Here is a 14,583-nt window from a genome sequence, read left to right as displayed (position 1 = left end):
CCAGAAGGGGTTGGGCATGCGCGCTGTGCGGGTAACGCGGTTCGGTGCACCGGAGGTGCTTGTCGTGGACGACGTCGACGACCCGGCTCCGGGCGCGGGGCAGGTCCTGGTGGACGTCGACCTGGCCGGGGTCATGTTCGGCGACGTGATCGTCCGCTCGGGGCGATGGCCGATGCCCCTGCCGTGGACCCCCGGCATCGAGGTCGGCGGGCGCGTAGCGGCGGTCGGGCCGGGAGGCGACGAGGGGCTGGTCGGCAAGACCGTCGTGGCGACCACGGTCGGCCAGTCCGGAGGCTACGCCGAGCGCGCGCTCACCACCGCTGCCTACACCTTCCCGGTCCCGGACGGCCTCCCCCTGGAGACCGCGTTGACGGTGTTCCAAGCCGGGGCGGTGGCGCGCGGTCTGCTTTCGGCCATGCGGCTGCGGTCCGAGGACACGGTGCTGATCACCGCCGCCGCGGGCCGCATCGGCTCCTTGCTGGTCCAGCTGGCCAAGGCCGCCGGCGCCACGGTCGTGGGCGCCGCGAGCGCCGAGAAGGGCGATGCCGTCCGGGAGTTCGGTGCCGACCACGTCCTGGACTACACGACGGCCGACTGGCCGGAGCGCCTGCGCGACCTCACCGGCGGACGCGGCGCGGATCTCGTGCTCGACGCCGTGGGTGGCACGGTCGCCGAGCAGGCGCTGGCCGCCACGGCTGACGGCGGCGGGCGCATTGGTTTCTACGGGTACGCGTCAGGCGCCTTCGCCGAGCTCAACGTCCAAACCATCGCCCGACGCGGCCTGGCCGTCTACGGCCCGCTCGGCATCCTCACGCGCAAAACCGATGCGGAACAGCAGGACGACGCTTTGTATGCGCTGTCGGCGGCGGCTCGCGGGGAACTCACACCACGCATCCACACCCGATTCCCCCTGACACAGGCCGCAGAGGCGCACCAGGTACTCGAGCAACGGCGCTCTATTGGAGCTGTCGTTCTCACTCGCTCATAAGAGGACATGGCCTCCGGGAGTTACCCGGTACTGGCCGCAGCGGCGGTGGATGTTGGTCGGACCTCCATCGGACGTCCGTCGGAGGCCGTCGCCTCCGGGAGTCACTCGGTCGCCAGGAGCCGTTCCAGCCAGTTGCGGCGGGCCGCGCCGGCGGCCTTGCTGATCCGGATCTCGGGGTCGTGCCGGTCGAAGGCGTGGAGCGGGCCGGGCCACACGGGCAGCTCGGCCCGGCCGCCGGCCTGCCAGATCCGGCCGGCGGCGGTCTTCCCCGCTTCAAGCCCTCGGCGACCACTTCGCCCTGCCGGTCGACGACGGCGAGATCCACGCCGTGGTCGACCGGCTCGGGGAACTGCGACTGCCCGCGCTCTCACTCGCTACGCAACACCTCGGCGGCCGATGCCCTCGATGCGCGGATCGAGGGCAGGAATGCCCCGAGCGCGCCGATCACCGCACCGGAGGTGGCGAGCAGTGTCAGCGTCGGCCAGTCCCACACGTGGAGCAGTGAGGCCGGCAGGTCGCGGCCGGTGCCGCGGCCGGTCGCCGGGACGATGATCCGGTGGGCGAGCATGCCCGCCGGGAGCCCGATGAGGCCGCCGGCCAGGCCCAGTGCGGCCATCGCCGTCACCACCATCGCGATCAGCTGCCGCGGGGTCATGCCGATCGACTTCAGGACGCCGAGGTCTTTGCGGCGCTCGCGGGTGGTCATGACGACGGCGTTGAACACGCCGAGCGCGGCGACGACGATCAGCATGCCGGTCAGCGTCGAGATCACACTGATCATCACCTTCTCGATCGTGTCGATGCCGTCGTTCACCGCCGGTTGCAAGCCGGGGTCGATCGTTGCCGCCGCTTTGGCGTAGGCGTGCGGGTCGGTGCCTTTGGCGAGCCCGATGGAGTACGTCGCGGCGCGGTGTGTGGGAAACAGTCCGATGAACCGGTCCCAGTCGGTGGTGGTGACGTCCCAGCCGGCGGTCTGCTCGCCGACGACCTTCTCAGGGACCGCTGTGCCGTCCGGGGCGACCAGGGCGATCACTTGGCCGAGTGAGATCCCGTGCTGGTGCCAGAACTCTGATCCGACGACGACCTCGCCCGGGCCGTCCATCCAGCGCCCGCGCGCCAGGTCCGGGTGCAGCGCCGTGGTGTCCCCGGTCTCGACGTCGAGGTGGATGAGGGCGGCGTTCCCGGCTACGTGCGTCTGCACCGGGGTGTTCGCTGACACGTGGACAGTGCCGGGGAGGGCGCGCAGTAGGGCGAACAGCTGTGCGTCGGTGTGGTCCGGGCCGATCGGATGCCATGGCGATGCCGGATTGTTCACCCCGATCGTCACCTGGATCTTGTCCTGCTGGCTCTGGGTCCGGTCGTACTTGACGACGGATGCCGACATGCCGATCGCCAGCGTCACCGTCGCCACTCCGAGGACGACCATGGACAGCGTCAACGCTGTGCGCCCCGGCCGCGAGAGCGGCCAGCCCAGGCCCAGACTCACCGGACGAGGCAGCCGCGAACCGCCGAGCCGGCGCTGGGCGGCCAGTCCGCGTCCGGTCTGCTGGACGCTGCCCGCGCTGATCAGCGCGGCGGCCGGCAACCGTCGGGCCCGGATGGCTGGGAGGAGAGCGGACAGGACGACCAACACCGGCATGCCGAGCAGCACGGCCGGATACACCCACGCCGGTATCGTCTCCTGTCCTCGCAGTACGTCGGTGCCGGAGACCCCGTAGAACGCCTGGCTCACCATCGCCGAACCCGTCCTCGCGCCGATCGCGGCGCCGACGACGCATCCGGCCGCGGCAGGGACCGCGACCATGAGGACGTAGACGGACGTCACCTGGTTCGGACTGAATCCCAGGGCCTTGAGAATCCCGATGTGCCGGTAGCCCGCGACCACCGCGCCGCTGACGACATTGCCGACGATCATGATGGAGATGACCAGACCGAGGATGCTGAAGGCGGTCAGGAACGGCACGTAGGTGTTGGGTCCCGTGGCCAGATGGTTCTTGATCGTCAGGTAGGAACTCGTCCCGGCCAGGGACCCGGCGGGCAGGTGCGCCGTGACGGACACGACGTCGGCCTTGAGCGCCGAGTCCGACCCCGCGTCCCGGAACCGGTACATCATCTGGGTCGACGTGGCACCCAACGCCTCGGCTTCGGCGGGGGTGACCCAGCCGTCGGCGGAATCGCTCACCGACCTCGCGTAGCCGACCACGGTGAGATCCACACCGCTGGCCGTGACGACATGGTGCTCGGTGTCGATCATCTTCTGGTCCGTGCGGGAGTAGCCCTCGGGGCGGTCGAGCACGATCTCGCCGGGGCCCGTCGGCCAGCGTCCCGAGGCGAGCTTCACCGTGTCGACCGCGGTGTCGGGACGGTCGCGGCCCACGACGGTGAAGGCGCCGGCCAACTGGAACGCGGGGCTGCCGGTCTCGACCGGCTGATGCAGGACGGCCATCGGATACGGCCCGGCGGACGCCACGACACCCGGCGCCTGCGCGGTCTGCGCGAGCTGTGCGGCGTCCGCCTTCGAGCTGTCGAACTCGGCGACGATGTGCGCGCCGTGTGCCGCGTCGTAGACCTTGTCGAAGGGGCCTGATACGGCGGCGAGCAGCCCCAGCGTCACCACGGCCATCCCGGTGGACACCAGAACCACGACGCCGAGGACGGACGTCTGGAGCTTCCGGCGCTTGATCGCGGCCCAAGTCGCCGCCCACACGGCCCTCATCGCGCACTCTCCACAACACTGTCGCGAACAATGCGTCCGTCTTCGATCTCGACGACACGCGAAGCACACCGCGCAGCCAGCCGGGGATCATGCGTGACCAGGATCAACGTTTGACCGACCCGGTTCAGCTCCGTCAGCAGCTCCACCACCGCTTCCCCGGAGCGGCGGTCCAGCGCGCCGGTCGGCTCGTCGGCCAGCAGCAGCGCCGGCCGGTTCATCAGGGCCCTGGCGACCGCGACCCGCTGCCGCTCTCCGCCGGACAACGCCGCCGGATAGATGTCCTTCCGGTCCGCGATCCCGAGCTCGTCCATCAGCTCGGCGGCGCGCCGTCTGGCCGGGCGGGCCCGCATCCCCACCAGCTGACCGGCCAAGGCGATGTTGTCGAGCGCCGGAAGGTCGTCCAGCAGGTTGAAGAACTGGAAGACCATCCCGATCCGGCGTCGGCGGAACACCGCCAGGCCGCGCTCGGAGAGTCGGCCGAGGTCCTCGCCGCCGACCACGACCGATCCGGCGGACGGCCGGTCCAGCCCGGAGAGCAGGTTCAGCAACGTCGACTTGCCGGAGCCGGACGGACCCATCACCGCGACCGACTCGCCGGCGCGGATCTCCAGGCCGACGCCGTCCAGCGCCGCGTAGTCGCCGAAGTCTTTGCGCACGTCCCTCACTCGCACGACCATGTCCGGTTCTTCGGAACTCTTCGAGATCGTCATGGGAACGACAGTGCCGACGGCGGCTGCCCGGGCACATCGGAGCAGGACCCGCATTCGCGGTGCCGGTGCCATCCCCGGGCGTACGCCCCAGGTCCGATGCGGACTCGCGACGCGGGCACCTACGCTCGGCACATGTCCGTGACCCGGCCTGTACTGACGCGCGTGCCCGCGCCGCTCGTGGTTGCGTGCGTCTGGGCCTTGACGACGTCGTCCTTGTTCATCGCTCAGTCGCAGCGGATGGAACGGCCCTGGGGAATCGTCATAGCCGGACCTCCGTCGATATGGGCCAATGGCTGGGAACTGACCGCGCTGGGTTCGGCCGCCGCGCTGGCCTGTCTCGGATGCTGTCTGCTGGCTCGTCGCCCGCTGTGGTCGATGACCGCACTGGTGTTCAGCGCGCTCACCTTGAACTACGACATCCACTCCTCGAACATCGCGCCCGATCAGTACCTTCCGGTATGCGCCGCTCTGATCTTCGTCGCGGCGAACGGCTCCTGGCCGGCGGTGATGGCCGGTGCCGGGCTGGCATCCGCCGGACTGTTCGGCTACGTCGCGGTGTGTCTCGTCAGGGGGCTGAGAGTCGACACCTCGGTCGAGGCGGTGGTGCTGCTGATCATCGCGCTCGCCGGGGTGCTGGGGAACTCACAGCGCCGGGAGCGCATTCACGCCGAGGAGGCGCGCGTCCAGGCGGCCGACCAGGCGGTGACGGCCGAGCGGCTGCGGATCGCCCGCGACATGCACGACCTGGTCGCTCACACCATCGGCGTCGTGGCCCTCCAGGCCGGGGCCGCGAAACTGGTCGTCCAGAAGCGCCCGGAGGATGCGCGGAACGCCCTCGGAGCCATCGAGGACGCCAGCCGGGAGACGCTGGCTGGGCTCCGTCGTATGCTCGGCGCGCTCCACGACACCGACTCTCCGAACTCTGACTTTGCGAACTCTGACACGCCGAACGCCGCCACGCCGAACACCGGCACGCCCCTCGCGGGTCTCGACGGCGTCGAAAGACTCGTGGCGAGCGCACGGAATGCCGGTGTACGCGTCGACGTTGAGTGGCGCGGCGTGCGTCGGCCGCTTCCCCCGGAGATCGACGCGGCGGCGTTCCGGATCGTGCAGGAATCCGTCACGAACGTCATGAAGCACTCCGGGGCTCGTCAGTGCCGGGTGTCCGTCGATTTCGGCGACGCCGACCTCGTGATCGCGATCGTCGACAGCGGCACCCGAAGAAGCGGACGCGGCACTGGCAGCCGCACCGGGTACGGCCTCGCCGGCATGCGGGAGCGGGTCGGACTCCTCCACGGCGAATTCGGCGCCGGCCCGCGTCCCGAGGGCGGATTCCGCGTCGCAGCCCGCATTCCCGTCCCGAAGGAGCTTTGAATGCCGGTCCGCCTCCTGCTCGCCGACGACCAGCCGCTGATCCGCTCGGCGTTGGTCATGGCGACCGCCGACCTGCCCGACATCGAGGTCGTCGGCGAGGCCGGTACCGGGCTGGAAGCCGTCCGGCTGACCCGCAGCCTGCGCCCTGACGTGGTCGTCATGGACATCCGCATGCCCGGCATGGACGGCATCGAGGCCACCCGGATGATCACCGCCGACGGCTGCGCGACGCGTGTCATAGTCCTGACGACCTTCGACGACGACGACAACGTCTACCACGCCCTGCGCGCCGGATCCTCGGGATTCCTGGTCAAGGACATGGGAATCACGGACATCGTGGCCGGCGTCCGCGTGGTCGCGGCCGGCGACGCCCTGATCGCCCCCAAGGTCACCCGCCGCCTGATCGAGCAGTTCACCCGGCGCACCCAGCCGGCGGCGGCACCAGCAAAGCAGATCCCGGGCATCACCGGTCGGGAGCTCGAGGCCCTGACCCTCATCGGCCAGGGGCTGTCGAACGCCGAGTTGGCCGAGGCGATGGGAATCAGCGCCGCGACCGTCAAGTCCTACGTGACCCGGCTGCTGGCCAAGCTCGACGCGCGCGACCGTGCGCACCTCGTCATCGCCGCGTACGAGTACGGCCTGGTCGCACCCGGCGGCCAAAACGACGTCGACACCGATCCCACGAAAGGGACCAGCCAGCACTAAGGCACGCCAGTCATGGTCAATACAGCTAGTCACATCTGCACGCAGCAGGTTGCGGTCCGAAAGGCTGCCGACGTCTTCGGTCTGCGCGCCGCTCGTCCCACCGCCACGGCCGATGATGTGGTCGATGGTCCGTGCCGGGATGCCCGCGCCGTACGGCCGGGTGTGCGGTGCGTCCGGCGGGAGGACTGCGAGCGTGTATCCGGGGCCAAGGGCAGCGGACACAGTGGCGGAGTCGCAGTTGAAATCGCCGAGCAGGACGACCGGACTTGTCGAGGCGGTCGTGAGCTCGGCCAAGCGAGCCAGCTGACCGGCCCGGCGGTGGCCGGAGCTCACGTGCGTGGCGACTACGAGCATGTCGCCGGTCCGGACGGCCAGCAGGCCCTTGCCCGGATCGTCGTCGAAGGCTTCGGCAGCGATCTGGTGCGCTGGCTCGTTCGCGACCAGAACCAAGTGCTCGCTTGGGTCCACTAATGAGGACGTTCCGTAGCGCGGTCTCGGGGCACGTGGGTAGCGCAAAGCGTGTCACACGGGTTCGGTAGCGGCTCCACAATCCAGTGTGATCGCGATGATGCGAGCCGAACACGTTCATGCCACGATCGAAGGCATGCCTCGACTCCTGATCGTCCATCACACGCCGTCTCCCTCGATGCAGGCGATGTTCGAGGCTGTCGTCGCTGGGGCCACGGCGGACGAGATCGAGGGTGTGGAGGTCGTGCGGCGGCCGGCGCTCGCGGCGACCCCCTTGGATGCCATCGAGGCTGACGGCTACATCCTCGGCACGCCAGCCAACATCGGGTACATGTCGGGAGCCTTGAAGGTCTTTTTCGACACCGTCTATTACCAGATCCTTGATACAACGGTCGGCCGTCCGTATGCGACCTACGTCCATGGGAACAGCGACACGGTGGGAGCCGTTCGGGCCATCGAGTCGATCGCCACCGGACTGGGCTGGCAGCGGGTATTCCAGCCGGTGACGGTGACCGGCACGCCGACGAAAGCCGACCTGGAAGCGTGTTGGGAACTCGGCGCGACCGTCGCGGCCGGGCTGATGCCCTGAGCGCCGGCCCCTCTTAAATAGCGAATCAGTACTCCCTAAGGAGGAGGTCGCCCCGGGACGGCCGCTGTTGCCAGCCTGGGCGTTCCAGGTCGAGGTTGACCGCCCCGAGAGGGCTCGGACGCTTGTCCTTGAATGGGCGAGCAGGATGCCGGCGGTCTAGAGATGGGAAAGGGGGATTCCGCACCGCGTCTTGCGAGCGCCGAGTACTCGTCTACAGGGGAGAGCGGAGGGGGTGAGCCGCACGTGTCCACACCGGACCTGACCCTCTGCCTTAGTCCGCAAAGCGGCTGCTGCCAGGGCTAGCGTGATGGCTCCTGGACACCGAACTCGACCTCCAGATCGCCGCGAGCGCGGGCGCGGGATGGCCTCTCCCTACCAAGTTCAAAAGCGCCGGACGGACCTGACGGCCCGCCCGGACCACCTGCGGCCACCGGCGACGCGGCGCACGCGGGCAGGCCGTGACTGAAGGGCGCGCCGCGGCACTGCCTGGCCGGCGAGTGAATGTTTCTGGGGGCGCGCGAGCAGCAGCTCGGCGAGCACGTGGGTGATCCTGGCTTCGTCGGTGCGCGTAGCGGGCCGCGCTCGTGGGCGCGGTAGGCGTAGAACTGCGCCCCGATCTCCGCGGCGACGGTGAACAGGCGGCGGGGGAAGTCGGCGGAGTCGACGTACGCGCTTCCCTGCTCGCGCTGCGCCCTGTCGATGCAACGCAGCACTCGCACCATGGACTCGATCTGCACGAGTTCCACCCGGTCGTCGGATGGAAATCGTGGCGTGTGCCGTAGACACGGCCGTCGTCAGTGTAGGCGCCCACGCGGAAGCTGGCGCGCTGCTGCGCGTCGTGGGACGTGCGGTGGCCGCCGAGGGAGGGGTTGAAGACGTGGCCGACGTCCTCGGGGAGGCATCGGCCGTAGTGGCCAGGTAGACGGCATAGCCGACGATCTGCGTGGTGTCCTAGCGGCGCTCGATGCCGACGCGGAAGCTGATGACGCGCTTGCGCGAGGGGTGGCGGGTGGTGCTCCGGGCGCATGTACTCCAAGTGGGAAGGGGCCGCCGGGTCGGTCCCGGCGGCCTACGTGGGTGAGAGGAAGCCGGGGTCAGGCGTTGCGCAGGCGCAGGGCCAGGCGGGCGGCGAAGTAGCCGTAGTGCGCCGCCTTCGCCTCGTAGCGGTAGAGCGCCATGCAGAGTGAGATCGCGAACGGGTCCTCGTCGTCAAGTACGTCGTCCGCCTTCCTCGCGGTGTTCAGCAGGCCGATGCCCAGCTCGCGCCGTTCGAGGGCGAGTGCGGCGTAGGCGGTCCGGTGCTGCTCGGGGGTCTGGGAGGCGCGTCCCAGGGCGAGGGCGACGCCGAGCAGGCGGTGCGCGCCTGGCTCGTCGGAGCAGCGGGCGATGAGCAGTTCGCGGGTGATCGGCTGTTCGAGCGCGTCGAGCAGGTCGGCTCCCGCCCGGGTGCGAACGGTGCGCATAGCCGGGCTGGGTCCGAGGATCGCCGCCTCGACCAGGGCGCGCGGGGACAGGTTGGGTGCGGTGGGTGCCTGGATGGTGCCGGGGGCGTCGAGCAGGATCGTCATGGTGTCCGTCCCGAAGTTCGCGGGGATCGGGCCGTTCGGCCCGCTGGCGCGCCCCGGGCCAGTACACCGATCCCGGCCCCGGTCCAGGTTCGTCGAAGCCGACCGCGCAGCGGCCGCGGCCTTGACCGGGCTGCGCCGGGCGGTGTGCTGAGCTAAGGGCCGACGGCGAGGCCGGCCCGACGACATCTGCTGCCGGGACGGCCCGGTCGGCGAGCCGTCGAACGTCTGATCTGTGCACCGCGCCCGGGAACCAAGGACCGGGCGCGCGGCGGGGGTGCTGCTACGCGGGGTCGAGCACGAGGCATCGCACAGCACTGTCGGCGTTGGGGGCCATGCGCTCGGGCATCTACGGCAGCTGCGCGCCGGCCCTGCAGGCGTCATCGAACAGCGGTTGCACAGTCGTGCGCAGTGAAAGCGTCAGTAGGTCAGTGCAGTGAGAATGTCGGGCTAGCAGACGGCCGGAGAAGCACGATGGCCGACTCATGATCAGGCTGCTGGCCGGAATTGTGGTGCTGAGGGCGGACATCGGCTTCCAGCTCTCGAACGAAAACATCCAGACACGCTGGACCAAATCTCATCTTAGATGGGCAAAGGTCGCAAGAATCATCCCGGGGTGCGTCACCGAAGATCCATGTGCCCCGGGACAACCACGTCGTCCGTCCAGGACGCCCCTGACACCGCAGAGGACACCATCTCGTGAAAGCAATGAAGCAGAAACTCAAGGTCAGCACCTGCGCCATGGCGGCAGTCGGTGCGCTGATGCTCGCAGCACCGGCCGCGCATGCAAGCGAATGGCACCGCGTCGACACCTCGAGCACCTGGGCGGGTTGCCAGACGTATCTCATCACCTACTACGGCAACTGGCCCGCAGATCGGGTCAAGTGCGAAATCGACGGCACGTGGACCCCGTGGCAGACCTACGGCGGCTACATCTACTACTGATCCGTACGGGTCGGCGCCCATCCACGGCGTCGCCGGCTGACGCCTCGCCGCGCCTGCCGTGACAAGTCAGTAGCGGCCGAGCCGCCTGCGGGCGACCCGGCCGAACGGTCACGCGGCCGGAAGCGGCTCGACTAGCAGGGTGCTGAGCTGCCGCAGCCGCGGGCCGGGTCCGGCGGGCGCGTTGAGTACCGGGTGGCCCTGGACGGTGACGCGGGCGCCGCGCTTGAGCTGGTCGAACATCGTGTCGGCGACGGTGCCGCGAGCGGCGGTGCACTGGATCTGGACAGTGCGTGCTACGGCAGGGGCGCCGGGGGTCGGGGAGATGCGCAGCTCGGTGGCCAGGATGAAGTAGGCCACGCCAAGGGCCGCATCGCCTGGGACTTGGCGGAAGCGAGTGTGTCCGGTGACGGTGCCGGTCAGGGTGACGGGTCGGGTTGCGGGCATCGCAGTGGTCCTTGTCTGTCTCGAGCCGCTGGTGCGGCCCCCGTGGGGCTGACAGGCCTGGTCACAGCTCGCGCGGGTGGGTGGGTGTGAAGGTGCGAGCACAGCGATCCCGCGCAGCGGCCGAAGGGCCTTCACGCGCACCCGCCCGGGGGTGCTAGACCTGCTCGGGCGGGCGACACCCCGGGGATGCACAAAGGCCAAGACAGCAGGACCGACGAAGATGCTGCGGCCTACCGGAGCCCGACTGGCTCGGTCCGAGCACAAGCTCCGCCCGACCGGAGGGTGAGGCCGGCCGACCTCTCGGTTGCCCGCTGCCTGATACCCGTCCCCAAGAAACCGCGTGCACCGAGCGACCGATCCGGACACCGACCACGGCCTCAGGCGATGCGATCAACCAGCCGGCGTAGGACGGCGCCGCTCAGGGGTTCGGCTGCTCCGTCGTCCAGTCGCTTACGGCTGCGCAGGTCAACGCCTCCGGTCGAGACTTCCACCCGGCACGACCCGCGCCGCGGCGCCGCAGCCCTGCTGTCAGTTTCGGGCGAAGGTTGCCAAGTTCGGTCTCAGACCGTCAGCGAGGTGGAGTCGTGCGGAGTTACCTTGCCAACGATCAGGTTGCAAGACACCGGCTGTCGATCGCCAGATTGATGTATCGGGGTTCGTCACACTGAGGTCCGTCGGTCCGCCCGTTTGGGCCCGCAGTGCCTGGCTGGCGATATGGATCCACGGCGACGACGAACTCCGCCTCACCTCGTTGCGCGCCAACTGAGAAGGGTGAACTCATAGCGAAGTCCTGATTCACTCGGCCGCCGCGTGGGTAGGCGGCCGCCCGAACGCGTGTCGCAATGACGGCGCCTGCCGCAGAATGAGGACCATCCATGGCCCAAGAGTCCGACGGTGTCTACCAGTTCACGAACGACCTGGGAGCCCTGGCCCTTCGAGACCCCTTTCCCGCAGGCCCGGTAGTCGTCTCCGATGGCACCAGCCTGCCGCCGCGCTGGAATATCAAACGGGAACTCGACGGAATCCTCACGATCTGGACGGAACTCAAGGGCAGGGATCAGCGGCTGTACATGTCCTATGCCGGCGACCCGCGAGTCGGGACCCCGCTCATCCACACCTCGGTCCCGACTCGGTGGAAGCTGCTGTTCGGCTCCGATGACTTCCACATGATCCTCGCCGTCCCCGCCGACCTGCTGGCCCCCGGGGACAAGGACGGGCTCGCCATCGACGTCGGCAGCTCACGCAGCTATCCCATCGCAACCGAACTCAAGCGGCTCGACGTCGCGAGCGACACCCAGAACTGGATCATGCAATCTCTGACCTGGGGGTATAAGTGAGGTGGAAGTCCGACGAAGACACCCGCCCACGACCAGCACGATAACCCACGAACCCTGCCACACCAGCACGCTGAGCAGCCGCCTCAGGATGGTGGATCTACACAGAGCTACAAGACACTGTGCTCGTCCGCCGAGCCGACGAACGAGCCCCGAACTTGCGTTTCCACAAGTCGGGGGCTCGTCACGAGCAGCAGCGGTATCGGATACGCGATGTCCCGCTACAGTTCCGAATGGTTCCAGTCGCCGGTGGAACTGACGTCACCGGATGTGCCTATCCCCAGGGCCAGGTAGCGCTGCACGCCGCTGAAGCTGGAGATCGTGCCCGCGTTGGGGCCGATGTAGAGCGGGGCCGGGTTGGTCCCGTTCGACTGGTTGATCGCGTACCGGCTGATCTGGGACCAGTCGTTCTCGACCTCCTGCTGGAGGGGCGGCAGGCCGTTGTAGATGACGGCGGTGGCGCCCATGATGGCCGACATGACGCCGAAGGTGTCGTTGAAGCGGGCCGCCTCGGACGTGTACTGGATCATGAAGAGCAGGTCCCGGGCGATCGTCTGGTTGTTGGCGGCGGTCTGGTCGGCGTACGCCAGGTTGTAGAACGAGTTGAAGAAGTCGTTCCAGGAGATGGGCATGGCCGCCCGGTCCCGGCCCGCCACCTGGACCAGATTGTTGTAGTTGGAGCTGAAGGGCAGCGTGTAGTACGTGCCACCGGTGGCGGCCGCCGGGAGCAGATTGCTGTTGCCGAAGCCGCCGGCCGGCTGCATGGCGGCCTGCAGGTTGAAGTCGTTGAACGAGAAGGTCGCGCCGTCGGCGGCGGTGAACCCTCGCAGGTAGAGGTTGTCGGGCGTGAACCAGAGGCTGATGTTCGCATTGCCCTGCGCCAGGTCCAGCCGGATCAGACTGTGGCTGCTGGGGCTCTGAGTCATCATCACCCCGTTGCGCCATGCATGTCCTGACGCGGCCCGCAAGCTCCCGATCAGCTCGCCGTACTGGGACTGCTGGGTCTGGCTGGCCGTGGGACCGATGTTCATGTAGACGTGCGAGACCCACCAGGGAGGCGTGTCAGCGTTGGCATTGCCGGCTCCGACGACCAAGCCGGCGAGGGCCGTGAAGAAGGCGACGATCGCGGAGAGAACCTTGAAGCGCATGTGCTTGTTCCTTTCGTTGATCCGATCCGAGTCCGTGAGGCCGGGGCGGCCGCACGGACGAGCATCGACGTGGGACCGTGCTGAGCGTGGCGCCGAACGGCGGCTGTCAGCTCTTGATCCAGACCGTGACATGTGCGTCGAAGTAGTCGTACTCGCGCGGGTTCTGTCGCAGGACACCGCCGAGGTTCACTTCGTCGGCCAGCGCGAACCCGCGACCGGACAGCAGCGATTTGAGTGCGGTCTCGCTGGTGGTACGGCCTTCGGCCGAGCCGAGCCACAGGCCGGTGTCGCTGTACTCGGGCGACCACGACCAGGGGCAGGCGACGGCGAGCATCCCGCCCGAGCGCAGCAGGCTGTCGTCATCGGCGAACTGCGCCAGGCAGGCTGCCGGGTCCTCGACCCGGTCCAGCACGTTCGAGAGCAGCACGGCGTCGTACGGGCCGTCACCAGGGCTCAACGCCCCCGCGTCACCGACCTCGAACCGCACCGCCGCCCGACCATCCGCCGCGGGCAGGCGCAGTTCGACGTCCCTGGTGAACGGGCCCAGCTCCGAGACGCTGAACTTCCCGCCGCCGCACATCGCGATGGTCCGGGCGATCTCGATGGTGCGCTCGCTCAGATCCACGCCGACCACCAGCCGTTCGACCCAGCTGCTGAGCTCGTGCGCGACCCCGCCCACGTTGCACCCGCCGTCGAGCATCCGCGCCACCCGCAGGCCGCTGCGGCGGGCGGCAGACTCCAGGACCCGGGAGAGCCGCCCGGGGAAGCCATGCGCCGGGGCCAGCGGATGGCCCAGATCGTCGAAGACGTCGGTGGCCGTGCCGTAGTGCATCAGAAGATACCGCGAGAGCTCGCGCGAGCGGTCATAGGTGTCGGCCGCGTTGTCCTTTCCGAATAGGTCGTCGCTCTTCAGGAGCACCGGAAGGGTGATTGACATGGCGTATCGCTGTCCTTTGCTTCGAACCTCCCGAAACAACACCCGACGAAAGCCGTCTCGGTGCGGTTCCGGATGACCGGGCATCGCTTTTCTCGGCCAGAACACTGCGTCGGCACCGTATGATCCCAACGCTCTGACACGCGGTCCGGCGGCGATCGGTTCAACGTATCGCGAGCTGAATACTCGGTCGGGTGTAAGGACTCAGGACTTGGTGGCAGTCTGACTCCGAGACAGAGTGGAGACTCTCAGCACGTCACTGGCCTGTCGCGGGACAGCGCCAGGGGAAATCGACGACCCCGCCCGAAGAAAAGCGCATCGCAATTCACTCGGAAAGCTCACGAGACGCACACGGCTGTCTGCGGCAGGGCTTGCGATGGGAGCCGGGACGGATGTCCCGCAGGGCTGTGGCGGTCTTGCCGTCCAACCGGACGGGCTCGGATTCAACGACCGCCGCCACATCTGTGACGACCACCACATGGTGTTCTGGCTACGGTGCCACGGCGCCGTGGAGCGCTTTGAGCGCGCCCGTGTCGCGATCGCGCCGCTGCTCCCGGCCTAGAAGGCCGATGAAAATCATGCGTTCTGACCTCGTCGTTTGGTCGGCGGGGTCAGACTGCTGTTATGCAGGGTGAGTGGACTGGTGAGCTGGTCGGGGCGGAT

12 protein-coding genes and 1 pseudogene are annotated in these 14,583 nt (G+C 68.6%); 6 read left to right on the top strand and 7 right to left on the bottom strand.

What is annotated here, in order from left to right:
- Nucleotides 1-64: 64 nt before the first annotated feature.
- Nucleotides 65-988: a zinc-binding dehydrogenase gene (locus ABH920_RS09740; RefSeq protein WP_370348573.1), complete on the top strand. Its 924-nt coding sequence runs from the start codon at nucleotides 65-67 to the stop codon at nucleotides 986-988.
- Nucleotides 989-1,355: 367 nt separating this feature from the next.
- Here the strand turns inward: ABH920_RS09740 and ABH920_RS09735 are convergent, their stop codons facing one another.
- Both ABH920_RS09735 and ABH920_RS09730 read right to left on the bottom strand, forming a co-directional pair.
- The gene (locus tag ABH920_RS09735; RefSeq protein WP_370348572.1) at nucleotides 1,356-3,704 is read right to left on the bottom strand and encodes an FtsX-like permease family protein; all 2,349 of its coding nucleotides are present in this window, start codon (nucleotides 3,702-3,704) and stop codon (nucleotides 1,356-1,358) included.
- Nucleotides 3,701-4,414, bottom strand: coding sequence for an ABC transporter ATP-binding protein (locus tag ABH920_RS09730; RefSeq protein ID WP_370348571.1), 714 nt, complete (start codon nucleotides 4,412-4,414; stop codon nucleotides 3,701-3,703). The genes ABH920_RS09735 and ABH920_RS09730 overlap by 4 nt, the downstream gene beginning before the upstream one ends.
- 132 nt (nucleotides 4,415-4,546) lie before the next feature.
- On the opposite strand from ABH920_RS09730, the gene ABH920_RS09725 reads away from it, so the two are divergent.
- Entirely contained in the window at nucleotides 4,547-5,788 is a 1,242-nt protein-coding gene (locus tag ABH920_RS09725) for a sensor histidine kinase (RefSeq protein ID WP_370348570.1), read from the top strand.
- Nucleotides 5,789-6,493, top strand: a complete 705-nt coding sequence (locus ABH920_RS09720) for a response regulator (RefSeq protein ID WP_370348569.1) — start codon at nucleotides 5,789-5,791, stop codon at nucleotides 6,491-6,493. It abuts the gene before it with no gap.
- Between the two features lie 159 nt (nucleotides 6,494-6,652).
- Here ABH920_RS09720 and ABH920_RS09715 read toward each other — a convergent pair.
- Nucleotides 6,653-6,847 (bottom strand): annotated as a pseudogene (locus tag ABH920_RS09715) (endonuclease/exonuclease/phosphatase family protein); the annotation flags it as partial.
- 250 nt (nucleotides 6,848-7,097) lie between these two features.
- Here ABH920_RS09715 and ABH920_RS09710 point away from each other — a divergent pair.
- Nucleotides 7,098-7,550 (top strand): flavodoxin family protein, encoded by a 453-nt coding sequence (locus ABH920_RS09710; protein WP_370349018.1) that lies wholly within the window; start codon nucleotides 7,098-7,100, stop codon nucleotides 7,548-7,550.
- 1,094 nt (nucleotides 7,551-8,644) lie between these two features.
- Here the strand turns inward: ABH920_RS09710 and ABH920_RS09705 are convergent.
- Nucleotides 8,645-9,118: a hypothetical protein gene (locus ABH920_RS09705; protein ID WP_370348568.1), complete on the bottom strand. Its 474-nt coding sequence runs from the start codon at nucleotides 9,116-9,118 to the stop codon at nucleotides 8,645-8,647.
- Nucleotides 9,119-9,823: 705 nt separating this feature from the next.
- Here ABH920_RS09705 and ABH920_RS09700 point away from each other — a divergent pair.
- Nucleotides 9,824-10,060: a hypothetical protein gene (locus ABH920_RS09700; RefSeq protein WP_370348567.1), complete on the top strand. Its 237-nt coding sequence runs from the start codon at nucleotides 9,824-9,826 to the stop codon at nucleotides 10,058-10,060.
- A gap of 108 nt (nucleotides 10,061-10,168) precedes the next feature.
- Here ABH920_RS09700 and ABH920_RS09695 read toward each other — a convergent pair whose 3' ends face one another.
- The gene (locus ABH920_RS09695; protein WP_370348566.1) at nucleotides 10,169-10,504 is read right to left on the bottom strand and encodes a hypothetical protein; all 336 of its coding nucleotides are present in this window, start codon (nucleotides 10,502-10,504) and stop codon (nucleotides 10,169-10,171) included.
- An 875-nt stretch (nucleotides 10,505-11,379) separates the two neighbouring features.
- On the opposite strand from ABH920_RS09695, the gene ABH920_RS09690 reads away from it, so the two are divergent.
- Complete coding sequence (locus ABH920_RS09690; RefSeq protein WP_370348565.1) at nucleotides 11,380-11,841, top strand: hypothetical protein; 462 nt, start codon at nucleotides 11,380-11,382, stop codon at nucleotides 11,839-11,841.
- Nucleotides 11,842-12,059: 218 nt separating this feature from the next.
- Here the strand turns inward: ABH920_RS09690 and ABH920_RS09685 are convergent, their stop codons facing one another.
- Together ABH920_RS09685 and ABH920_RS09680 are read right to left on the bottom strand one after the other, a co-directional pair.
- Nucleotides 12,060-12,986: a ribosome-inactivating family protein gene (locus tag ABH920_RS09685; RefSeq protein ID WP_370348564.1), complete on the bottom strand. Its 927-nt coding sequence runs from the start codon at nucleotides 12,984-12,986 to the stop codon at nucleotides 12,060-12,062.
- Nucleotides 12,987-13,092: 106 nt separating this feature from the next.
- A complete protein-coding gene (locus ABH920_RS09680) occupies nucleotides 13,093-13,923 on the bottom strand; it encodes a class I SAM-dependent methyltransferase (protein WP_370348563.1) in 831 nt (276 codons plus the stop codon).
- Nucleotides 13,924-14,583 lie beyond the last annotated feature (660 nt).

Source organism: Catenulispora sp. EB89 (assembly GCF_041261445.1).
Taxonomy (GTDB): Bacteria; Actinomycetota; Actinomycetes; order Streptomycetales; family Catenulisporaceae; genus Catenulispora.
This window is presented reverse-complemented; position numbering and strand designations above follow the sequence as displayed.

Bases quoted from the DNA above. Each gene is read 5' to 3' on its own strand.
- ABH920_RS09710 (WP_370349018.1), top strand. From the start codon at position 7,098: ATGCCTCGACTCCTGATCGTCCATCACACGCCGTCTCCCTCGATGCAG.
- ABH920_RS09700 (WP_370348567.1), top strand. From the start codon at position 9,824: ATGAAGCAGAAACTCAAGGTCAGCACCTGCGCCATGGCGGCAGTCGGT.
- ABH920_RS09705 (WP_370348568.1), bottom strand. From the start codon at position 9,118: ATGACGATCCTGCTCGACGCCCCCGGCACCATCCAGGCACCCACCGCA.
- ABH920_RS09690 (WP_370348565.1), top strand. From the start codon at position 11,380: ATGGCCCAAGAGTCCGACGGTGTCTACCAGTTCACGAACGACCTGGGA.
- ABH920_RS09735 (WP_370348572.1), bottom strand. From the start codon at position 3,704: ATGAGGGCCGTGTGGGCGGCGACTTGGGCCGCGATCAAGCGCCGGAAG.
- ABH920_RS09680 (WP_370348563.1), bottom strand. From the start codon at position 13,923: ATGTCAATCACCCTTCCGGTGCTCCTGAAGAGCGACGACCTATTCGGA.
- ABH920_RS09730 (WP_370348571.1), bottom strand. From the start codon at position 4,414: ATGACGATCTCGAAGAGTTCCGAAGAACCGGACATGGTCGTGCGAGTG.
- ABH920_RS09695 (WP_370348566.1), bottom strand. From the start codon at position 10,504: ATGCCCGCAACCCGACCCGTCACCCTGACCGGCACCGTCACCGGACAC.
- ABH920_RS09725 (WP_370348570.1), top strand. From the start codon at position 4,547: ATGTCCGTGACCCGGCCTGTACTGACGCGCGTGCCCGCGCCGCTCGTG.
- ABH920_RS09685 (WP_370348564.1), bottom strand. From the start codon at position 12,986: ATGCGCTTCAAGGTTCTCTCCGCGATCGTCGCCTTCTTCACGGCCCTC.
- ABH920_RS09720 (WP_370348569.1), top strand. From the start codon at position 5,789: ATGCCGGTCCGCCTCCTGCTCGCCGACGACCAGCCGCTGATCCGCTCG.